At 37.5% G+C, this 22,454-nt stretch carries 22 protein-coding genes; 5 read left to right on the top strand and 17 right to left on the bottom strand.

Going from position 1 to position 22,454, the window contains the following annotated elements; translation table 11 throughout:
• The first annotated feature begins 171 nt into the window (after positions 1 to 171).
• Positions 172 to 453, top strand: a complete 282-nt coding sequence (locus ACM03V_RS25480; protein WP_414623640.1) for a hypothetical protein — start codon at positions 172 to 174, stop codon at positions 451 to 453.
• A 249-nt stretch (positions 454 to 702) separates the two neighbouring features.
• On the opposite strand, the gene ACM03V_RS25485 is transcribed toward ACM03V_RS25480, so the two are convergent.
• The 7 genes from ACM03V_RS25485 to ACM03V_RS25515 form a co-directional block, all read right to left on the bottom strand.
• On the bottom strand, positions 703 to 1,050 hold the full coding sequence (locus ACM03V_RS25485) for a hypothetical protein (RefSeq protein ID WP_414623599.1): 348 nt from the start codon (positions 1,048 to 1,050) through the stop codon (positions 703 to 705).
• Between the two features lie 67 nt (positions 1,051 to 1,117).
• Entirely contained in the window at positions 1,118 to 1,435 is a 318-nt protein-coding gene (locus ACM03V_RS25490) for a hypothetical protein (RefSeq protein WP_414623600.1), read from the bottom strand.
• Positions 1,436 to 1,450: 15 nt separating this feature from the next.
• A complete protein-coding gene (locus ACM03V_RS25495; protein WP_414623601.1) occupies positions 1,451 to 1,762 on the bottom strand; it encodes a hypothetical protein in 312 nt (103 codons plus the stop codon).
• Between the two features lie 10 nt (positions 1,763 to 1,772).
• Entirely contained in the window at positions 1,773 to 3,188 is a 1,416-nt protein-coding gene (locus ACM03V_RS25500; protein WP_414623602.1) for a radical SAM protein, read from the bottom strand.
• Positions 3,189 to 3,366: 178 nt separating this feature from the next.
• A complete protein-coding gene (locus ACM03V_RS25505) occupies positions 3,367 to 3,942 on the bottom strand; it encodes an ABC transporter permease (protein ID WP_414623603.1) in 576 nt (191 codons plus the stop codon).
• Between the two features lie 3 nt (positions 3,943 to 3,945).
• Complete coding sequence (locus tag ACM03V_RS25510) at positions 3,946 to 4,686, bottom strand: prolipoprotein diacylglyceryl transferase (RefSeq protein ID WP_414623604.1); 741 nt, start codon at positions 4,684 to 4,686, stop codon at positions 3,946 to 3,948.
• Between the two features lie 87 nt (positions 4,687 to 4,773).
• Positions 4,774 to 5,358 carry a TIGR04376 family protein gene (locus ACM03V_RS25515; RefSeq protein WP_414623605.1) on the bottom strand — a complete coding sequence of 195 codons (585 nt, stop codon included), beginning with the start codon at positions 5,356 to 5,358 and terminating at the stop codon, positions 4,774 to 4,776.
• A gap of 297 nt (positions 5,359 to 5,655) precedes the next feature.
• Between ACM03V_RS25515 and ACM03V_RS25520 the strand changes: the two genes are divergently transcribed.
• A complete protein-coding gene (locus tag ACM03V_RS25520; RefSeq protein WP_414623606.1) occupies positions 5,656 to 6,786 on the top strand; it encodes a glycosyltransferase family 4 protein in 1,131 nt (376 codons plus the stop codon).
• Positions 6,699 to 7,805, top strand: coding sequence for a glycosyltransferase (locus tag ACM03V_RS25525; protein ID WP_414623607.1), 1,107 nt, complete (start codon positions 6,699 to 6,701; stop codon positions 7,803 to 7,805). The genes ACM03V_RS25520 and ACM03V_RS25525 overlap by 88 nt, the downstream gene beginning before the upstream one ends.
• A 119-nt stretch (positions 7,806 to 7,924) precedes the next feature.
• Here the strand turns inward: ACM03V_RS25525 and ACM03V_RS25530 are convergent, their stop codons facing one another.
• The 3 genes from ACM03V_RS25530 to ACM03V_RS25540 form a co-directional block, all read right to left on the bottom strand.
• Positions 7,925 to 8,770, bottom strand: a complete 846-nt coding sequence (locus tag ACM03V_RS25530) for a glycosyltransferase family 2 protein (protein ID WP_414623608.1) — start codon at positions 8,768 to 8,770, stop codon at positions 7,925 to 7,927.
• A 105-nt stretch (positions 8,771 to 8,875) separates the two neighbouring features.
• Positions 8,876 to 9,703 (bottom strand): NYN domain-containing protein, encoded by an 828-nt coding sequence (locus ACM03V_RS25535; protein ID WP_414623609.1) that lies wholly within the window; start codon positions 9,701 to 9,703, stop codon positions 8,876 to 8,878.
• A 336-nt stretch (positions 9,704 to 10,039) separates the two neighbouring features.
• The gene (locus ACM03V_RS25540; RefSeq protein ID WP_414623610.1) at positions 10,040 to 10,912 is read right to left on the bottom strand and encodes a D-alanyl-D-alanine carboxypeptidase family protein; all 873 of its coding nucleotides are present in this window, start codon (positions 10,910 to 10,912) and stop codon (positions 10,040 to 10,042) included.
• A 245-nt stretch (positions 10,913 to 11,157) separates the two neighbouring features.
• On the opposite strand from ACM03V_RS25540, the gene mnmG reads away from it, so the two are divergent.
• Positions 11,158 to 13,074 (top strand): tRNA uridine-5-carboxymethylaminomethyl(34) synthesis enzyme MnmG, encoded by a 1,917-nt coding sequence (mnmG, locus tag ACM03V_RS25545; protein WP_414623611.1) that lies wholly within the window; start codon positions 11,158 to 11,160, stop codon positions 13,072 to 13,074.
• A gap of 306 nt (positions 13,075 to 13,380) precedes the next feature.
• The gene (locus ACM03V_RS25550; protein ID WP_414623612.1) at positions 13,381 to 14,715 is read left to right on the top strand and encodes a hypothetical protein; all 1,335 of its coding nucleotides are present in this window, start codon (positions 13,381 to 13,383) and stop codon (positions 14,713 to 14,715) included.
• A gap of 500 nt (positions 14,716 to 15,215) precedes the next feature.
• Here the strand turns inward: ACM03V_RS25550 and ACM03V_RS25555 are convergent, their stop codons facing one another.
• From ACM03V_RS25555 to ACM03V_RS25585, 7 genes are all read right to left on the bottom strand, one after another.
• Positions 15,216 to 16,691: an alpha-amylase gene (locus tag ACM03V_RS25555; protein WP_414623613.1), complete on the bottom strand. Its 1,476-nt coding sequence runs from the start codon at positions 16,689 to 16,691 to the stop codon at positions 15,216 to 15,218.
• A 140-nt stretch (positions 16,692 to 16,831) separates the two neighbouring features.
• The gene (locus ACM03V_RS25560; protein ID WP_414623614.1) at positions 16,832 to 17,125 is read right to left on the bottom strand and encodes a hypothetical protein; all 294 of its coding nucleotides are present in this window, start codon (positions 17,123 to 17,125) and stop codon (positions 16,832 to 16,834) included.
• A 29-nt stretch (positions 17,126 to 17,154) separates the two neighbouring features.
• On the bottom strand, positions 17,155 to 18,075 hold the full coding sequence (locus ACM03V_RS25565) for a tetratricopeptide repeat protein (RefSeq protein ID WP_414623615.1): 921 nt from the start codon (positions 18,073 to 18,075) through the stop codon (positions 17,155 to 17,157).
• Positions 18,076 to 18,408: 333 nt separating this feature from the next.
• A complete protein-coding gene (gene petJ, locus ACM03V_RS25570; RefSeq protein ID WP_414623616.1) occupies positions 18,409 to 18,738 on the bottom strand; it encodes a cytochrome c6 PetJ in 330 nt (109 codons plus the stop codon).
• A 280-nt stretch (positions 18,739 to 19,018) separates the two neighbouring features.
• On the bottom strand, positions 19,019 to 19,519 hold the full coding sequence (locus ACM03V_RS25575) for an N-acetyltransferase family protein (RefSeq protein ID WP_414623617.1): 501 nt from the start codon (positions 19,517 to 19,519) through the stop codon (positions 19,019 to 19,021).
• A gap of 82 nt (positions 19,520 to 19,601) precedes the next feature.
• Positions 19,602 to 19,832 (bottom strand): hypothetical protein, encoded by a 231-nt coding sequence (locus ACM03V_RS25580; RefSeq protein WP_414623618.1) that lies wholly within the window; start codon positions 19,830 to 19,832, stop codon positions 19,602 to 19,604.
• A 698-nt stretch (positions 19,833 to 20,530) separates the two neighbouring features.
• Positions 20,531 to 21,688, bottom strand: a complete 1,158-nt coding sequence (locus ACM03V_RS25585) for an RpoD/SigA family RNA polymerase sigma factor (RefSeq protein WP_414623619.1) — start codon at positions 21,686 to 21,688, stop codon at positions 20,531 to 20,533.
• Positions 21,689 to 22,454: the final 766 nt, after the last annotated feature.

The raw sequence follows: 22,454 nt of genomic DNA on the forward strand, positions 1-22,454 counted from the left end.
TACATCCTTTGAATCTACCCTTTCGCCAATACTTCAGCATTATCACTAAATTTTAAAACCAAATTTTTTTCCTTGTCGTATCGCTCCTCGTTGTTGATTCTGCCATAGATAAAGTATCATGCAACAAATAACTATTACGGCTCACTCACTTCTAATTTTATGGATAACAATATAAGAATTTGGTTCATTTGTTTTGTTGTGCTGTTTGCTTTATCACAGCTATTCGATTGGGTACAGCAGCTTTCTTTACCTTTGCCAATCTATATTTTAGGTGGAGCATTTTTAGCCGTTGCTTCTAATTACGAAAAGCTTTTCGGTAGTTATTTAGGCGAATATTCAGGTGAAAATAATACTCAACAGCAATTAGATGCTGCTTCTCAACCTGAAGTGCCAACCTACGAAGATGAATATCAATATGTTGAAGAAATTGAAGAATTGGAAATTAGGGAATAGGGAATAGGGAGTAGGGAAAAAATATTTATCTTTTAATTAGAATCTATTCACAACTTGCACCATTATAGTTAAAACCTAGCACCCGCCTTGAAATTCATTTTAAGGCTGATATATAAAGTAAGTTAAAACGCACTAAAACCCATACGCAGTCTGATTTATCAGACTTTGTATTTAAGCCTGGGAATTTATTCCGAGGCGGTTGAAGAGGCTTGTTGAGAATGGTGCAAGATATACGCAATAACCAACTATTCACTTAGATGGTTTTATGTAAGAAAGATATTCAACAAAACAAAATCCAGCGACTAAACCAGTAATTACTGCCCCAATAATTACTCCTTTCATTAAACTAAATTTTCTTTGTTTTTTACAGCTTAGAATTAAAGGGATAACGTACAAAAGTTGATATAGCCATACAGCACTAATACCGAGAGCAAGAGGATAGTATCCCGTACCCAGAGGCAAATCTGAATTATCGGCTATAAAAGCAAATAAATACATTCCTAAAATACTAAGAATAAAGTTAGTTGATAATACTAATAAAATTCCTCCAATAATTGCGAACCAATTATTATTAGAATTGGGATTTCTATTTGACATAATTTTATTTAATTGTAATATTGGTTTCTATTACGTGAAGTATATAATCTATTGCATACACTTAAAGTCAAAACAATAGTGGTAATGCTAAATAACAGCCACCATTTAGCAAAGCAGTAATAATCGCACCTATTATTACACCTTTAAGCATTGAATATTTTGTTTTTATTATTAACCAAATGCAAATTGGAGTTACATATAATAATTGCCATAGAGAAAATTTGAGAAGCCAAATTCCCATGATAGATCCAAGAGGTGCAAAAAAACTATTTAGCCTCACAAGATAATAATAAGTTAAAAACATTAGCCCTAATGTTATCAGATGAGATTGTATTAATAATAATAAGCCTTTAAAAATTTCCTGAATTTCATTTTGTTGTGACATTGTTTTTACATAATTTTATTGAGATGTCATCAATAAATAACACCCACCATTAACTAAAGCTGTAATTACCGCACCAATAATTACACCTTTCATGATTAAATGTTTTCTTTTCCGTTTCAACAAAATACAAATTGGAATTACATATAATAGTTGCCATATAAAAAAGCCACCAAATCCAGTAATCCAAACACCCAAAAGCGTATAACCACCGTAAATTATCTGTAGAAGATAACTTAGTAAAGATATTATTGATGCGGCTAAAGTGTGCATTAAAATTAATGAGAGTATGCCCTGAATAATTCCTTTAAACTGATTTTGTTGGGACATAGTTATTTAATTAATTACGATTATTCACTAAATCATACCCCGCACTACCTTCCCGATAAAACATATTAAAAGTATCAAAAGGAATAATTCGACCATCGGGGTGTACAATGTGAATGCAGGAACGTTTAACCGATCGCACATCAAAGTTAAACGGATCGAGAAACTGCACAATCATCACTCGAAAGATATTAGAATAATTCAGCGCTGCGGGTACGTTAACCATCGGCAAACAACACAAAAGCTGTTTTAATGAAGTTGCTGCTGAAGCTGGTGAATGACTGGTAGAAAATAACTCAAAAATCTTACTTTTTAACTCTTCATTCTGTTCGTAAAGTACGCTATTCGGCATCATTTCCACAAATGCTTCCGGATTAACTAACCCAGTCAAAGGTATTACTTTACCATTAACTTTCAAAGCATATCCCATCGCTAAACAATCGGGATGACAGGGCACCGGAAGAATATCTTCTGGTTTAAAATATGGACTTTGCTCTAAAATCGATCTGCGTACTTCTGTAAGGGTATATCTATCAGTTTTAGAATTAAATCCTGATAATCTTCCGGCAATTTGTATCGGTTGAAAAGTTACACCACGCACGCATTTTTGCTGTAAACCGTATTCGATGATTTTACCGATTTCACCGTCGTTTAAACCTTTTTTTACCGTCACAACCAAAGTTGTAGAAATATTGTACTTATTTAATTGCGCGATCGCCTTTTCTCTAATATCCCGCAAATCCACGCCGCGTAACTCTTGCAGGGCTTTTGCTTCAAAGCTATCAAACTGTAAATATATCTCAATTCCCGGCATATATTGGGAAAGACGTTGAGTAAAGGCTTTATCGTTAGCAATTCTCACGCCATTCGTATTAATCATCAAATGCTTTATCGGCTTACTTTTGACAATATCTAATATTTGAAAAAACTCAGGATGAATAGTAGGCTCACCACCACTCAACTGCACGATTTGCGGTTCCCCTTCGTTTTCTACAACCGCATCAATCATGCTTTCAATATGTTGTAAACTGCGGTGTTTTCTGGGTTGATGAGAATTATCGGAAAACTCTTCTACACCAGAATCAGCATAACAAATAGGACAAGAAAGATTGCATTTATCGGTAACTTCAATTAAAGTTAAACAGCTATGTTGTTCGTGATCTGGACAAAGCCCGCAATCGTAAGGACAACCGTATTTTATTGGCGTATTAAACCGCATCGGCATATCACCCGGCTTAATAAACTCCAAAGATTTTTTATAATATTCAATATCGTCAGCAATCAATACTTCTTCCCTTCCGTGGGTGGCACAATGTTTAACCAAATAAACACAATCATCCTGAAAAATAATTTTTGCTTCCACCTTCACAAGACACTTTGAACAAACACTATTAGTCAAAGCATAGAAAAGATAATTACGATTAGGCATAAAACGATTTTGGATTTTGGATTGAGATTTAGGAGTAGAGAGTTAGAAGTTAGGAGTTAAGAGTTAGGAGTAAAGAATTAGGAATTAGGAGTTAGGAATTAAGAGTTAACAGCGAGGAGTTTAAAATAATTTCTCCTTGTCTCCTTGTCTCCTTGTCTCCCCATCCCCCCCTCACCCATCACCCTTCCTTCTTCCCCCCATCTGAGACAAGCTCTGAAAGAATATTTCCGGTTAAATGTAAGAGTTGATCTAGTAATAATCCGATAGCGCCAATACAGATTATACCTTCAATAACGTCATCAACTTTACCTTGTTTATAAGCATTCCAAATGATAAAACCTAGCCCTTGATTTAGAGTCAACATTTCTATGGCGACAGCAGCAAACCAAGCAATCCAAACTGCAAATCTTAAACCCTCAAATATATGGTTAATTACTAATTTAAAATTTCTTCCTTGTTTGCGCCCGTGTCGTATTCCTCTAGCAGTATTAAGAATAATTGACCAAATGGCGCTAAAGAAAACAATTATAATTGCAGCAGCTTCAGCTTCTTTGAAAATTATTAAAGCAATTGGCAGTAAAGCAATAGGAACAATAGTATTTGGAACCTGAAGTATCCACTTACATATTTGATAAACAATTCTATTCAAACCAATTAAATACCCAATCAAAATACCTAGAACAGCAGCAGAAATGTAGCCTACAAGTAATAATTGCAAGCTCGATAAAAGATTAAAAAAAATACTTCGTTCCATTCTTCAAGTTTTTATGCGGAACATTTTAGGGATAGTGCGACGATAATACAAAATAGCGATGAGACAAGCTGTTTGAATTGCACTTAATCCTAAAAAAGCATGAAAATCTGGTTTAATAAAATCTATCAGGAAACGAAAACTTAAATAACTTATTAAATAAAATTGAAATACATCGCCTTGTTGGTAGTTATAGCGACTGCGAAAGCGGAGAAATATAGCTAAAATAATTAAAAAAATAATTTCATATAGCTGTGTTGGATGCCGTGTAATTCCATCACCAAAATCGATTCCCCAAGGTAGATTAGTGGCAATTCCATAGGTTTTATCGCTCAAACCAGTTAAAAAACAGCCAATTCTACCGATAGCAGTTCCCGCAATTAAAGGGTAAACAAATACATCACCAGTTGACTGCTTGACACCGATAATTTTCTTAGTAATTTCTACTCCAATTAACCCACCCAATAAAGCACCGACAACAGTTTTACCTTGCAAAAATAGCAATAAAAATTGTTGTCGATCTTGCCATAATATATTGATGTGCTGTAGCAAAACCAGCAACTTAGCACCCAACAAAGCCCCCAGCATTCCACCGACAACAACAGAAGAACGTTGTGCAGTAGAAATCGAATCTTGACGCACATTACGCAACATCAAACGAAACGCAACAGCATAAGCCAAAGACTCGAATAAAATATGTGGATGAATCTTTATAAAACCCACATCAATATAAATTGGAAACAACATATATGGTTATTAATTAGAAATTGGGCATTGGGCATTGGGAATTGGGGATTAGTTTGATTCTTTTTCTCCCCATCTCCCCATCTCCCCTTACTTTCCCATCTTGCGTTTCATTTCCTCTAATTCCGCTTCGGTTTCCCATCGAAGGAATTTTTCTTCCAAATCATCATATTTACTAGAATTAGGATAATTGCTGTTTGCACTCCACCACCCAGCATCTGTTTCGATACGTTGCTGTGCTTGAGCTTTTGTACGTGCTGCTTGGGCTTGTGTGGCTTTAGCCTGTACTTCCTGCCGTCGTTGTTGAATTTGTTTATATAAATCTTTGGCTTGGGTAATGCGTTCTTTGACACCTTGCATTTGCCCCCAAAGCTGGTTTCCTTGTCGCAATAACGCTGCTTCTCTTTCTTGCGCTTTTGCCGCTAAGTCTTCCCTACCAGCGTTTTTCGCTTTTTGTACGCGCATATGCCATCTTTGAATTTCTTGCGCTGTGGACAATACTTCATCTTGCTTGCGCTTTTCCTGTAGCTGCAAATCTGCAATTAACTTCAAAGTGTCTTCTTCCTGTTCCCGTAACTGCTCCGATAGCGCATCTAATTCCAAATGCGGGTTATTCCGCAGAAATTCTTCCAAACGACTTTCTAGAAACTTGCTCAAATCATCAAATAAGCCCACTTTCCCGTCTTCTCCAAACAATGGCGTAATTAGGTTTATTGTAATGATTATTATCGGTAATGCGAAACAAGTAGTTATGAGTTTTGAGTTAGTAATTAGTAGTTAGGAATAATCTTCTCCCCATCCCCTTGTCCCCCCATCCCTTTCCGACTTCCATCTTGGGTAATAGCAACCTGTCAGCCCTAAGCCAGATAAACAAATTTTCTAAATCATTTAATATAACTGTACTTATTAATTGCAATAGCATTGTAAGTATTTTAACATCAATTTTATTTATGTATTCGGTAATATTTAAAAATGAAAATAGCAGTATTAGGACATAGAACTTTTCCAATTAGCGAACCTTTTGCTGGAGGATTGGAACGTTTTATTTATACTTTAGTGCAGGGTTTACAGCGGAAAGGATGCGATGTTACTTTGTTTGCCCATCCAGATTCAGATCCAAGTCTTAATGTTGCTGCTCCAGATTTTATAGATACTTCTTTTTGTACTACTTCTGAGGAAAAATCCCATGAGTCTTTTCTGAGCATCATGGATTATTTAGATTACGATAATTTTGATATAGTTCATAATAACTCGTTAAATTATTTTCCTATAGTTCTATCTGATAATATTTCTACCCCATTAGTAACTACGCTGCACGCTCCACCCTTTCCACTGCTTTACAGCGCTGTAAAACATCGAAAACGAAGATGTAACTATATTTCTATTTCCAAAATTAATGCAGAAAGTTGGGGTTTAAATAATGGTTTATCAGAAATAATTTACAACGGTGTAGATACCGATATCTTTTGTTTTGGTGAAAATAAATCCAAAGATTTTGCAGTTTGGACGGGACGAATTCTTCCTTGTAAAGGCACTCATTTAGCAATTGAAGCAGCGAAGAAAGCAAATATAAATTTAGTTATAGCAGGGCCAATTTGCGATTCGGAATACTTTGAACAAGAAGTTAAACCCCGTTTAAACGAGGGAATACAGTATGCAGGACACTTGGGTAAAAAGGAACTGATATGTTTAATACAAAATGCTTACGTAATTTTATGTACACCGATTTGGTCGGAACCTTTTGGTTTAGTTGTAATTGAAAGTCTGTCATGCGGTACCCCAGTAGTTGCCTTTAACCGTGGAGCTATAGCGGAAATTATTGACGAAAATACTGGAATATTAGTAACTCCAGACGATACAGATGCTATGGCTCAAGCAATAAAACAGGCTACACTTCTTTCTCGATATGCCTGTAGAGAAAGAGTTGTTAAACATTTTAGTATTGATGCAATGCTATCAAATTATTTACAAGTGTTTGAGAAAATAGCAGCTACTCGTATGAGTAGCCAAAAATCATGCATATCGGCTACTACATCCACTCTCACGGCAAGGGACACTTACAAAGGGCGCAGCAAATTGCAAAACACATTAAATCGGACGTAACTTTTTTAGGAAGTAATCTTTCAAATTCAGATGTTGCAAATAATTTCAATATTGTAGATTTACCTGCCGATAAAGTTGAATACGTTCCCGATGTCGCAATTAATGAAAATTGCGAAACCCTATCCTTTCACTACGCACCCTATGGCGCAAAAACATATCAGCAGCGAATGCTGAAAATAGCCCAATGGGTAGAAAAAACTCAGCCTACATTGGTTGTCGTTGATGTTTCTGCTGAAATTACTCAATATTTTCGGCTTTTGGGAGTACCCGTAATTTCCATGCTGCAACATGGCGATCGCAATGATTCGGCTCATCTTTGCGGTTACGATGCAGCTTACAAGTTACTTGCACCTTATCCCGAAATTTTAGAATCCGATTCTGTACCTTTGTGGAAAAAGCAAAAAACCATTTACGTTCCCGGTTTTTCGCGTTATTCGGGAAGAATTTTGAGTAAACCAGAAGCAAGAAAAAAATTAGGGATTAACGAACAGCAAAAAGTAGTGTTGGTACTTAAAGGAAGAGGAGGAGATAGCCATTGTTTAGAAAGTATTTCGGAAACTGCAAAAACAACTCCAGAATGGCAATGGTTTATAGTTGGCCCCATACAAATTAACTATAATAAATTACCAAAAAATATAGCTTGCGAAGGATGGCAGCAAGATACTTTTCCTTACTTAAAAGCTGCTGACGTTGTAATTGCTTCTGTCGGACATAATACCACAATGGAAATAGCCGAAGCGCAAATTCCATTTTTATGCATTCCCGAAAAAAGACCTTTTAACGAGCAAAAAGTCAAGGCAGAATTATTAGAAAAAATGGGTTTATGTCTTTATAGTAGTTCGTTTCCTACAAGTTATTCGGTTAAAAGTACTTTAGAATTACTGATAAATATGGATATTACAAAATGGAAAAATATCGTTTCATCAGATGGAGCAGAAAAAGCTGGAATGGCAATTGAATCAGAAGCTTTGAAAATCCAAAATTATTTATTAAATAAAACTTCTTGTAGGGTGTGTTAAACGCACAATTAAATTTGAAAATAAACGATAATTGATATTACGTTTAACGCACCATCCAGGATTAATACTAGTCTTACCCACAATACCGATCCCCCTTTTAAAGGCAGGGCTTTTGAATATTAACTGTTTTTTATAAAAGCTTCAATTTCTTCTTCTGAAGGCAATTTAACTATTTCAATTTGATTATTTTCTAATTTAATGTATCCTAATTCCGCAAACTGCTTTAACCATTTATCCATCGGTAGAAAATTCCATTTACCATAAAAAACTTTCGCGTTTTCTACAATATCCGCTAAATGATTCAACGGAGGAGAATAAGAAGCGTGAAATTGATGGTACGCTAAAGCACTTATTTTATAAAAAGGTACTTTATTTAAGCGAGCGGTAAACGAAAAATCTGTATCTTCTCCACCGTAGCCAGTAAAACGGGTATCGAATCCACCAATTTTAGTAAAAGTTGATTTTCTAATTGCAAAACAAAGCGACCAAAAAAACTCGTATTTATGAATAAATCTTTGATTTCCGGTTAATTCTTCAGCTTGGAGTTGATTTGGTGCAGAATCAGAATGCAGCGTTTCAAAAGTCCATTTTTTGCGCCATTGAGAATGTAAATAGCGAATTGAACCTTGATACAGTGCATCTTCTTTTTCGAGATGATAAGCAAAGGTTTCAACTAAATTGGGATGAGGAATACAATCAACATCTAAAAAGATTAAAAAATAACCATTCGCAATTGAAGAAGCTTTCGTGCGTGCTTCGGCTAAAGGTAATTTATGAGGAGAATTAATTACAGAAGATTTTATTTGAAAAGGTGTTGATGGTAATTCGGGTAGAGAATCATTCATGCATATAATTACAAGTTCCAAAGGATGCATTTTCGATTCAATTAAACCTTGGACTAAATTTTGTAAATGCGTACTTCTGCGAGAATAAAGCGTACAAACTGATATTTGATGATTTGTCATTACACAGCAAAATTATGAGATAATAAAGGTTTGTAGTTGCGCTTTAGCGCTTCCGATAAGAGGCGCTAAAGCGCAACTACGAACTAGATATAACAAATAAAAAAGTTAATTTATTTTTAACCTTGATGTTTTTGTATTTTTATCCACACAAACAATTTTAAATTCCGTACCTTGAATAGTTGAATTTAAAAATTTTTGAAATTGACTAAAACCTTCTTGTTTATAGTCAAAACCTGAAATTTGCTCTTTAAAAACTTTGTGAAGAATTGAAAAATCTATACCACTTTGTTTTAAGGAAGTTCGATGAGGCTCGTTAGTTTTCAAATAGGCTAAAACTTTTTGATAATCATTTTTGTTTGCTTTTGGTTTATTTTTCTTTGCTTGTGCTTTATTTTTAGCCGCCGTCTCTGTGCAATTATTTATTTCGTCTGGGTTTTGTTGCACTGAAGCAGGTAATCTAATAAAGTAATCGCAAACAGCAACAAATATATTATTAGTTTGGCTTTCATGACTGCATCCAATAACTATTTTTCCATATTCATGCAGCTTTTTGACCAAACAAGAAAATCCACCATCACCAGATACAATTGCAAAAACTTCTAAGGAAGGTTTGCTGTGAATTAATTCAACTGCATCAATTACCAATTGAATATCCGCTGCATTTTTATGATTACTGAAGCCAAAAATTTGAATTGGTTCAATGCCAAGTTGTTGAACCTCTTTTTTCATTTGACTTAATTTATTATTACTCCAATCAGCGTAAGCATATTGTCCAGCAATTTTATCAACTAAATTATATCGTTTTATCTTTTGTGTAATATCTTCTAAAGAGAAATTAAATTGAGGATTGTTGTTACCTTTTGTTAAATTTTCGATGTCGTAAAGAATTACAGTATTAAAAGTTTGCGAATGACGTATTAAATCATCATGCATTGCTACAACCCTTGTAAATGCAACGATAAATTTAGTTTTCCCAAAATTTAATCTGATCTAACACTAACCAGTAGTGGTAAGTAGCTCGGCGTGAATAAATATAGTTGTGATTTGTCATTGCGACGAGGTACGAGGAAGCAATCGCAAGTGTTTCGAACTTTTTACATTTTGTTACATAGTTACTTTTATTTTCGCTTACTTACTTAGGTTGGGTTGAACGAAGTGAAACCCAGCAAAATGTTGGGTTTCATTCCTCAACCCAGCCTACAGCTACTCCCAATCCAAAATCCAAAATCTAAAAGAAACGCATCCGTTGTCAAAATCTAAAATCCAAAATCAAAGCGGTGTTACCCAATAAGTAACTCCCCGAATAATTTTCTTGTTAAAACCTAAGTCAACTAATTTTTTTGGTGGATAACCGACATAACTCCAATGGGGTACGTCGTATTCTACGGTACGAAACCAACCATTTTTATTTAAAGCTGCGATTTGCTTTTGATTATTTACTCCTAAGTCGATCGCTAATCCCCATAAATGTTGTGAAGCTCCTGGTGGTGCGACTGTACCCAAAATTCTTGTTTCTTTACCCTCTTTTACTAAATCTAATGTTCGTGAATTCGTATATTTTCTCCAAAATCTGGTAGTTGTGGCGAAGTTGCGAATACAGTCGCTTGTTGCATATCCAGATTTAAGTCGAAATTTTGCTTGGCTGCGTGCTTTATTCAATGCGTCGGCGGCTGATTTTTGTAAATAACAGTTTCTCGTACCAGCAACTTTACCTTTTGTGATGGTATCTTGAAATTCTTTAGTTTCTTTATCGTTTGCAAAGACAACTTTTTTTGGTAGCTTAATCGTTGACTGTAAATTGACAAATGGCGCTCCATAAGCACGCAGCAAAATATATTCGTAACTATCTGGTTGAGAAATTTCAGGGAATTGATTTGTCAATGCTGCAATAAATCTATCTTTAGCAGTTAAAGGCTGAGTTGGAGTAGGTGAAATGGTTGGTGTTGGAAGAATTACTGGTTTTGGTGGAGGAGTACATTTCTTATTTAACAGTCTATTTATCAAACAGTTTTCGACTTCTTTAATATCTGTACTTGTCTGGCTATAAGCAACTCGATTGCTAGCAGCTAAAATTATCACTAAATATGTAGCAACTATCAAAATAGCTACTTTGGTAAATGTTATCTTAAATCTTATTTTCATTAATTTATAACGTAATATTTGATACAGTAAAATAATTATTTGAGACAATATTTATACAATAAATTTAACTTGATAATTCAATAAAATATCTAACACATAATCCGTAGATCGCAATAATAATTTTCTTTTTGTAAAAAAATAATAGGGGTTTTGCTGGGCATTTGATCAACACTGTACAATCATCGAGTTACTGTATCGGTTAAAATTAGATTAATCCTAAATAATGCTGAACTCTAAGTAAGACCATGCACAATTGTGTTGAGTTCCAAGACTCTTTTGATGTCATAGTTGTAGGTGCAGGTCACTCTGGTTGTGAAGCGGCTTTAGCTACTGCACGGCTGGGTTGTCGTACCCTGCTATTAACGCTTAACTTGGATAAAATTGCTTGGCAACCGTGTAATCCCGCTGTTGGTGGCCCGGCGAAATCTCAATTAACCCACGAAGTTGATGCACTCGGTGGGGAAATCGGGAAAATGGCAGACCGTACTTACGTGCAAAAACGCATTCTCAATTCTTCCAGAGGTCCTGCGGTATGGGCATTACGCGCTCAAACTGATAAGCGCGAGTATGCGTTGGTAATGAAGCGAATTGTTGAGAATCAAGAAAATTTAAGCATTCGTGAAGCGATGGTAACGGATTTGGTTTTGGGGAAGAACGATGATGTTATCGGCGTTCAAACTTATTTTGACGTGGCTTTTGAATGTAAAGCTGTTGTCCTCACCACTGGTACTTTTTTGGGAGGACGAATTTGGGTTGGTAATAAGTCAATGGCAGCCGGACGGGCTGGAGAATTCGCAGCAGAAGGTTTGACGGAAACTTTACAGCGTTTGGGGTTTGAAACAGGTCGCCTCAAAACTGGTACTCCCGCACGAGTAGATAAGCGCACGGTTGATTACAGCCTCATGACTCCGCAACCGGGCGATGAAGATGTTCGCTGGTTTAGTTTCGATCCGGAAGTATGGGTGGAAAAGGAACAGCTGCCTTGTTATATGACGCGCACTACAGCGGAAACTCATCAATTAATTCGCGATAATCTCAATCTTTCTCCGGTTTATGGTGGTTGGGTAGATGCCAAGGGGCCACGCTATTGTCCGAGCATTGAAGATAAAATTGTTCGCTTTGCCGATAAGGAAAGTCATCAAATCTTCATTGAACCCGAAGGAAGAGATATTCCCGAACTTTATATCCAAGGGTTTTCCACAGGTCTGCCGGAAAATTTGCAACTACGTATGTTACGTACTCTTCCGGGTATGGAGAACTGCGTAATGTTACGACCTGCCTATGCTGTTGAGTACGATTACTTGCCAGCAACTCAGTGTTTTCCCACACTAATGACCAAAAAAGTCGCTGGTTTATTTTGTGCGGGACAAGTTAACGGTACAACTGGCTACGAAGAAGCCGCAGCTCAAGGAATTGTGGCTGGAATTAATGCCGCAAGATTTGTTCGTAATGAAGAAATGATAGTGTTTCCCCGCGAGCAAAGCTATATCGGTACATTAATTGACGATTTGTGTACCAAAGATTTGCGCGAACCTTATCGGGTATTAACCAGCAGATCGGAATATCGCTTGCTGCTGCGCTCCGATAATGCAGATCAAAGATTGACTCCCCTGGGAAGAGAAATTGGTTTGATTGATAACCGACGTTGGGAATTATTTACCAGCAAGCAAGAGAATATTACTGCCGAAAAAGAACGGCTGTATGCTGCACGGGTTAAGGAAAATGATCGGGTAGGGAAAGCAATAGTGGCAGACACCAATCAAGTTATCAAAGGTTCAATTACCCTTGCCGACTTATTACGCCGTCCCAAATTTCATTACGCCGACTTAATCAAATATGAATTGGGAAATGCCGATTTACAACGTGCCGAAAAAGAAGGAGCAGAAATTGATATTAAATATTCTGGTTATTTAGCCAGACAGCAGAATCAAATCGATCAAGTTGCTCGCCAAGCAAATCGTCCCCTTCCTGGAGACTTGGATTATGAGTCTATTGATACCCTTTCCAAAGAAGCGCGGGAAAAGCTTAACAAGGTAAAACCGCTCACCATCGGACAAGCAGCACGGATCGGTGGAGTCAATCCCGCTGATGTAAATGCTTTACTTATATATTTAGAATTGCGTAAAAACCATACCCAGACTGAATTATCTGCCTTAACATGAAGACAATCTTCATTAAGCACGAGTATAGTAGTATTTGTATCCGGGAAGACTGGTATGATTAATGACATAGGAAAAATCAAAAAATCATTAATATCTCCCTGGTATATGTTGAAATAGATACTTAAACTTGATGAACTCTCCGTAACTGTCTCAGTAAGGAACAATTCTTTTAATTTACATTTACAAGGCAAATTTAAAAGGACAAATTTACAACGGCAGATTTAAAAGAGCAATTCCTTCATAGTAAAGATTTCATGAATCGCCCTACCGCAGCGAATTAATACCGATCGTTACCTAGAAACTATTATGTCTAAAACAGCTAGTAAAAATCTCATAATTCCAGAACCCTCTGAAGAGTTAATCGTCAGCGAACCTTGGACGATGGACACTTATGCTGATGGCTTGATGGATGAACTTTTTTCTGATATTGACTGTATTCTCGATCGCAAAGGTCATCTGAGCAAGCAAATAGTTCAACCAACACAACAGTTAATCCTCCATCAAGCGACACTCCCAGAAGTAGTTCCACCACCTACTATTATCAGCCCCATCCAAAAAGCCGAGCAACGCCGCATCGAAGCTCAACTCGATAGCGTTTTACGTGGAAAGGCTCCTAAAACAGCTAAAGTCAAGAAATCCCGTCGCCTTCTTTGGCGCAACCTCGGACAAATACTTAAGGTGGGAGCAGGTGTAGGATTGGCGATCGCCGCAATTAACTGGGCAATTAGCAACGGCTTTTTGAATCGTCTTACCTCCAAGTCGCTGCAATTTGCGTTACAAGAACCAGCTTTACAGCAGAAAGTAATAGAAGCGTCAAACTCAGCACCCACCCAAACCCAAATCAGAACGGACTTAGCAGACTATATGCTCGGTGCCCTAGAAATTATTGATCGACAGCAAGACAGCAAGGAATTAGCATCCGCGAACAACATCGCGATCGCAACTCCCGTACCGGCGAATCAAGCAACCCTAGCTTATGCAAACCAACCAGTTGCAAATCTTCCAGCGCCAAAAATTGCTAACAACGCCAAACCATCAATTCGCAACACTAGAGTTGTAGAAAGAATTTACATCCCCGTATATCAAGCTCCGCAGCCAATGCGTTACGCACCTCCAGCAATAGCGCAAGCACCAGCACCAACACCTTTACCACCAGTAAACACAGCATCCAAAGGAGTAGCACCAAAACCATCTGACGGTACCAAAAAAGCCGCACCCGTAAAAGTACAATTAGCCAAAGCACCAGAAAAAATGGCAGCTTTTGCTTCTATCAGAGAAATTAAGCCAGTAGCGGTAAAAAACAAACCTGTAAGCGTCAAGCAAGCTCCCGAAATTCCCAAAATGAAACAGGCTGCAACTATTGCACCATCACCAGAAGTTTCCACAGCACCAGTTGAAAAGCCAGTTGAAAAAGAGCAAAAAGTTGCATCAGTTCCAACTTCTGCCCACGTCTTGGAAGGATTGTTAGAGTTAGGGGAACAATCAGCGGCATTATTTAAAGTCAATGGCGTAAGTCGTCGCGTCCAAAAAGGCGAAAGCATCGGTGCTAGCGGTTGGACATTAGTAGACGTAGCCAATGGAGAAGCGATTATTCGCCGTAATGGAGAAGTACGTTCAATTTTCGCTGGACAGAAATTTTAATTAATTGGGTAATTGGTAATTGGTAATTTACAAATAAACGCGATTACATCAAAACTTGAAAACAATCTACTTGGCAACCAAATGTTTATTAACAGGAGATTAGGCTGTTATTAACAACATATCATCAGGGCAAGCTTTTAAAAAGCATCTACGATAACAATTTTTGAATCAGCGAGCAGTTGGCAGTTAACAATTGCTGATGATGATTCATATACAATTAATTTTTTATGTTTTAAGTTTTCGGTTGGTTTTCTGAGCGAGCCAAATGTCGTTAAGCTTCACAACTGCCTTGGAATAAATTCCCAGGCTTATATACCTTCGTCAGATAAATCTGATTAGTAGTTGATTGCATTTAATTTGATGGGTAAAAGAAAATTCGTTTGTAGTAGCGCTTCAGCGCATCTGAAATCCGGATGCGCTTCAGCGCTACTACGAACTATGATTACTCCTTACTACTAACTATTAACCTTCAAATTCCAACCCAAAAACCTCATAACTGCTCACTGCTCCACCCACACGGAAACAGAGCCGCCATTACAGCGAAACTCAGCCCAACCCCACTCGTTAGTAGAAACAGGTTCCTTGACGTGTTCGGTTAAGTCGTAAAATTTGGTGTTGGGTTTACCGACTTCCATCCATTTACTTCCTCCCGCGCCGTTGCTCATAATTACTGCCATTGCTTGAGGATGTTCTGGATTACCTAATCTTGTCCATCCGATAATGTCCCAATGGTCAAAGTAATTATACTGATAGCCATAGGCAAAATTTTGACGAGCATAAAGGAATTTATCAATTAACCACTGATGGGAAGGTAAATAGATTGGGTAACGATTTCCATCCTTGCCATAGTCTTCATATTCCGCACCGTAATAGTCTGCGTAGAATACACAGGGATATCCTTCCTGACGCAATAAAATCAATGCATATGCTAAAGGTTTAAACCACGGCTCCACGGGTGATTCCAAAGCCTGTAACGGTTGTGAATCGTGGTTTTCAACAAAAGTCACCGCATGGGTAGGAAGTTGCTGCATCAGCGTATTATCTAGAATCCGCCGCATATCGTAACTTTCACCGGATTTACTCGCGTAGTGGAAATTATAGTGCAGCGGTACATCAAAAACCGACATTTTACCCTGCACTGCATCAATGTACCAATGCAGAGTACTAATATCGTTTTGCCAATATTCACCCATTACAAATAAATCTTTACCTGCATGACGCTCCATTTCATCGATCCAAATCGGGAAAAACCACGAAGAAATATGTTTAATCGCGTCTAAACGGAAACCATCCGCACCAGTTGTATCGAGATACCATTTACCCCAATTAATCGTTTCATCCTGTACGTCTTTACTTTGGAAATCACAATCGCATCCCATCAAGTAAGAGAAATTGCCGTTTTCTAAAGCAACGTAATCATCAAACTTTTTACCTTCGAGTAGATATATAGTTGAAGAATCTTGAGTGTATTCGTCGTAATCAACCGCGTCAAAATGCCACCAATGCCACTCAAACTGAGAATATTTACCTTTTCTGCCGGGAAACTTGTAATGGGTATAGCATTTGATATCGCGCATTTCACCTTGAGGATTTAGGCGATTGCTCTGAGAAAAAGGAGTTCCCTTGGCAATTTCCGCATCATCCCCACCAATACGATGATTTAATACCGTATCCGCATAAACTTGAATCCCCGCACCTTGCAGAGACTTAACAGCATCTAAATATTGTTTGCGATCGCCATACTTAGTACGAATAGTTCCTTTTTGTTCAAATTCCCCCAAATCGTACATATCGTAAACAGCATATCCCACATCGTAAGTTCCACCCATTCCCTTATAAGCAGGTGGAAGCCACATAGCAGTAAAACCCGCCTTGGATAGCTCTTTCGCCCTGGAGCCTACTTTATCCCATAGCATTCCATCACCGGGAATATACCAGTGGAAATACTGCATCATCGTACCGTTGAAATTTGACATGGTAGTGCTGCTGATAACTGTACATTTAGGACTATAGTCTCTTAAATAGTAATAAGCAAAAATCCCATCTAGTTATGCAGTAATTTATGTTGAAGGATTAAACATTTATTGATTGATTCGTGAAATGTAGAGACATTAACCTACTGCCAAGTTGCCACATCTCGAAATACTTGGGGAATTTCTGTAGATTGAGGAAATTCTAATATCGTTTCCCTAACACCTAAATATCCAGATTCAGTAAAAGACATCAACATCCTTCCTAAAGCAAACCAAACCTCACTTTCATACTCCCAATCGCCATAACGCCCAGCCTTTCCCGCAATCGATCGCAAAGCCCAAAAATAACTATTTCTCACCACCGAGCCGCCTTTTTTATACTCCGGTACATCCTCATGGCTTATGTATATTAAATCGTCTTCAATTCTGGCTTTCATGGTTTCAGTTAACAGTTATCAATTACCCATTACCCAATTTCCACTCTCGCAGCAAGTTGCTTTTGTACTGTTTCAATCAACTTTACCGTTTTTTGATAAGCTATTGTTTCTTTTCTATTGATAAAATAAGTTGCGGCTGTTTGTAAGTCTTTGATTGCGGCTTGAGAATAACCAAGATTGTGGTAAGCTACACCTCGATTTACATAGGCGATCGCACTTTCTGGGTTAAGCTTTACAACTTGATTAAAATCACGCAGCGCACCTTGATTATCTTTGTTTCTAGCACAAGCGCAACCCCTGTTAAAATAAGCTCTTTCGTTTGTTGAATTCAAACGAATTGCTTTGGAAAAATCAAGCATCGCAGCCTGTATATTTTGCAATTCTAAATTTACCAAACCCCTATCGTTGTAAATATTTCCTAACGAAGAAGTTAATAATTGAGGAGTTTGAGTTAAAGCCAAATTATAATCTTGAATTGCTTGTTGATGATTTTTCAATGCAGCGTTAGCTATACCTCGGTTATAGTATGCTCGAAAATCATCAGGTTTGAGTTTAATAGCTTGGTTATTATCTGAAACCGCCGCTTGATAATTTCCCAATCTATATTCAGCAAGTCCCCGATTCAAATAAGCTTCAGTATTATCTGGGACAAAATTTAAAGCAACAGTACAATCTGCAACTGCATTATGGTATTCTTTTAATTGAAGATAAGCTAAACACCGATTGCTGTAAGCTAGATTAAAATTATTCTTTAACTCAATTGCCTGAGTAAAGTCTTCAATAGCTTTTCTATAATTACCAACTTGAATATTTTTTGCTCCCATCTGCAAAAAATCATCCGCTGTAAATTGATTAGAACTTGGTAACGAATGTACGGGAGAAATTATAAAAAAGCAGTTAATCGCGACAATAACAATAAAATTAATTGCAAATCGATACCAGCAATTCATAAGTTATATTCCTAGATAAAATTAATAGGGCAAGCCACTCCTGCTTATGAATGAGGCTACACAAACAAAGCCCACCTTGGTGGGATTTGTAGTATTAGCCCCAGGCTTAGAGCCTGCGGGCTAGGGTGTTGACTTTGATAGGATTTCCGCGCTTTTTGTTCATACAACTTTTTTTTATGCCACACGAGCGTAGCCCTCACCCCGCCCTGACGGGCACCCCTCTCCCAAGTTTGGGAGAGGGGAAGGGGAGAGGGATTTGCGATCAACTTTTAGACTGAAAAAAATACAGAATCAACACCCTAGTCTAGGGCTTTTTACCAATTACTTACTTACCTACCAACCAGCTTCAGCCTTAGATAAAACGTAATCAGCGACATCTTGAATTTGTGAATCTTTCAAACGCCCTCTGAAAGCAGGCATCGCATTCTTACCATTAGTAACTTGGCTTACGATGGCTTCTGCCGAATACATACCATACTTTTCCAAATCTGCTTTACTCAAGCTCTTATTCGCTTGCACCAAATTTCTACCACCTGCATGGCAAGAAGCGCAATTAGCATTAAATACAGCACCACCAGCAGCTGCATCAGCTAAAGCAGGGCGATTGAAAGCGAGGCCGAAAATTGCCGCGCTTACTAACAATATTGATAAAATCTTCTTCATTTTGTGTTCTCTCTAGGAATTAAGGATGATTTGGTACAATTCCATATAATATTTTCTAATTCGTAACTTATAACGTCAAATGACAACCTGTCATACTTCTGGATTAATTATTGGGCAAGGGGCATAGGGCATAGGGCATTGGGCAGAGAGTAGAGCAATTTTTAAGTTTTGTTAAGCACTGCGACGAGAGATGGGGAGATGGGGGGATGGGGGGATGGGGAGAATAATTACCAATTACCAATTACCAATTACCCATGCCCAACTCCTAACTGTTTACTGCTCACTGCTCACTGCTCACTGCTAACTGACTCAATTCGTCTCCGGTGACGCGACAAATCTGCCAGTCTTCTAAAATGTCTGCTCCCATATGGCGGTAAAATTCTTTTGCTGGTTCATTCCAATCCAAAACGCTCCACTCTAATCTTCCGCAATTTCTTTCTACTGCAATGCTCGCGAGTTTGGTTAAAAGGGCTTTACCAATACCTTTTTGACGATATTGTTTTAATACAAATAAATCTTCTAAATAGATTCCCGGTTGGGTAAGAAAGGTTGAATAATTATGAAAAAATAAGGCGAAACCCGCAGTTTCTCCCTTTGTTTCTGCTAGTATTGCCTCCGCATATTTTTTGTCACCAAATAAATGCTCTTTGAGTTGTGCGGCGCTACCAGTTACGGCATCAGTTAGTTTTTCATATTCTGCCAGCCCTTTTATTAATTCAAATAATACGTCGCAATCTTCTGGTTGAGCTAAACGTAAAATTAAATCGCTATCAATCGTCATGCCCGTTATTTAAAATACGAAGGATGAAGTGTTCAGTATGAAACAAACACATCTTAAATATTAGGCAACTTTACAAAAGTTTTTATTCTGTTTTTGCTCTGCGCGATGGCGACATAATCTTTAATCCCCTAACGATTTCTTCATGAGTTGCCGTTCCGTTTGCGACTTTTGGCATAATATTCATCAGTTCTAAAGCTGCATCTGTAGGGATTCCCGAAGCTTCTAGACGCTTTAGCTCTAAAATATCAATACCTGCTTCCAAACCTTCTAAATACTCTTCTACGGTAACTCCAAAGTCTTGAATTTCTGGCATGGATACAATTCCTTAATTTTATAATTCTTAATTTTTATAATAATTAATTTCTAATATTTATTTTCTCTCACGAATGGGAATTTAACCCAAGCAAATTTGAAATACTTAATTTAAGTATTGTTAAATCAAAATATATTAACTGCTGTATTTATAAATTTACTCTTCTTAAGATGAGCTTTGCCCTGGATGGAAAATTCTATGACTCGATTGTGTTAAAAATAATGCCAGATGTTAGTTACTTCTTCACCGGAATGCACAATCCCAGTTAGCTTTCACAATCGCCTTGGAATAAATTCCCACGCTTATATATTAAGTCTGATTGCGGCAGACTGAGCAAGGCTTTGAGGCGATTTTAGTACGTTTTAACGTACTTCGTATATGAGTTTTGAAATTTATTTAAAGGCGGAAATATTACTTAAAACCGAGAGATTCCATTTTGTAGCGGTGTCGAGATCGATAAGACAATTTTGGGCGCTGCATTCCCATCCACCAGGGAATCAAATTCCCTGGCTAATAGCTAAAGTCCTCTCAAGAGGACTCAAAAAAAGTGATACAGCCCTTTGCAGATTGCAGGAGGTACAGCTTTATATTATAAAACTCTTGTGGGATGGGCAGAGAAGGCCCGTCTGGATGTACCTTATGCTGAAGAAATATGCTGTATGTTAACTGCTAACTGCTCACTGCGAACTGTTCACTGACTAAATCAACCAACCTTTCAAACGCTTAGCAATATGGGGACGGCGCAATTTACGCATTGCTTTACTTTGAATTTGTCGTACTCTTTCGCGAGAAAGATTGAACATATTGCCAACTTCTTCTAAGGTGCAGGGTTCGCTACTTGCTAAACCGTAACGCAAGGAAATTACGTCTTTTTCCCGTGGAGTTAATACGTCTCCTAATACTTCCCAAATCTCCTGACGCATCATGGTTTCGTTCATTCTTGCTTCTGGAGACTGGTTGTCTTCGTCTTCCAGTAAATCCATCAATTCGGTATCTTCTTCTTTACCGACACGGTGGTTTAAGGAAAGCGCTTGACGACGCAGCTGTTGTAATTGACGTAACTGGTTGGGGGGAATTTCCAACACTTCTGCCAATTCTTCTTCGGTGGGATTCCTGGATAATTTTTGTTTTAATTCTCTTTGGGCTTTCTTGAGTTTATTAAGCTTTTCTACAATATGTATGGGTAAACGAATTGTTCTAGCATCATTGGCGATCGCCCTGGTAATTGCTTGACGAATCCACCAGTAAGCGTAAGTTGAAAATTTATATCCTTTGTCTGGATCGAATTTTTCAGTAGCACGATTTAAACCCATTGCCCCTTCTTGAATCAAATCTAGAAAGGGAACTCCACGATTAAGATACCGTTTGGCGATGGAAACCACAAGCCGCAAGTTAGAACGAATCATTTTGCGCTTGGCGACTTTTCCTTGGTACAAGCGATGTTCCATCTGCTTTTGAGTAACCCCCATTTCTTTGGCTACTGCTGCTTTATCGGGTAAATAGCCTAATTTTTCTTGGGCTGCGGCTTGTGCTTGTCTTACTTCTTCGAGGATGCGTACTCTTTTAGCTAATTCAACCTCTTCATCGGGCTTAAGCAATGGATAACGCGCCATTTCTTTGAAAAACGCCCCTACAGCATCGTCATACTCGGTTTTGTTGTAACCTGTAGGTCTGGCTTCTGCTAAATTATCCCCACTGTCCCCACTGTTTGATTCATTTTCATTTTCATTTTCAATATTTTGAGCAATTATAGCTTCGTCGTCTGTCACTACTTCTAAAACGTTTATTGCTTCTGATTGATTCTGATCGGCAACTTTCTGCATACTTTCCATTGTTCCCAATTGTGCAATACTCATAGTTTTTTTAATGGGGGATTGTTGCTTGCGGACCGTAAATAACGAAAGTGACAGCTACCGCATTGACATTTAAAGCTGAAATTTTTCGTACTTTATCTGCCTTTGACTAAATTTCAAAACATCCCTAGTGGTTAAGCTCGCGTAAAGCTTGATAATTTAATACCGCTATAATCCACTCATATGACGTAGTTATACTTTTCACGACTCTAATGTAAACTTAATTAACCTTTGTAAATATATTCTTCACTTTTTTTCTCTAACAGAATATTCTTCCTGTCACCTCCTAATTTTTTTATTTACTCAATAAATATAAAAAAATAATCGATTACCGCCTATATGTTGAGTTTTACTATGTTTATCTTAATGCTTTTAGACTTTGATCTTGAATAACGTTCTTAGATGACCGTATATACTTATAAGTCAATATTATGACTTCGGGCAATTCTTGCTCTATTTATATAAAATATTGCAAGCGAAATTATAGGAATTAATTTCCTATATAAAAGCATCTCATATACCGCCAAAGCTGAAAATCTATCAATAGAGAGATTAGCCCTATTCCCTAATTGGTAAAAGCAGGCAAGAATTAAGGTAAAGAACTGAGATTATTTGAGATCGGATGTCATGTATCAAAAAAGCATTAGCTATATGGTTTATGTAAGGTTTGTTTATGAAATTACATCTAACGGAAATTTATCAAGTATTATGTCAATTGAAAGTATTCCGAAATACATTTTAACTTATCCATAGGAGATTCTTAATACAC

The sequence above is a fragment of the Calothrix sp. CCY 0018 genome (genome assembly GCF_963920925.1).
Classification (GTDB): Bacteria; Cyanobacteriota; Cyanobacteriia; order Cyanobacteriales; family Nostocaceae; genus Rivularia.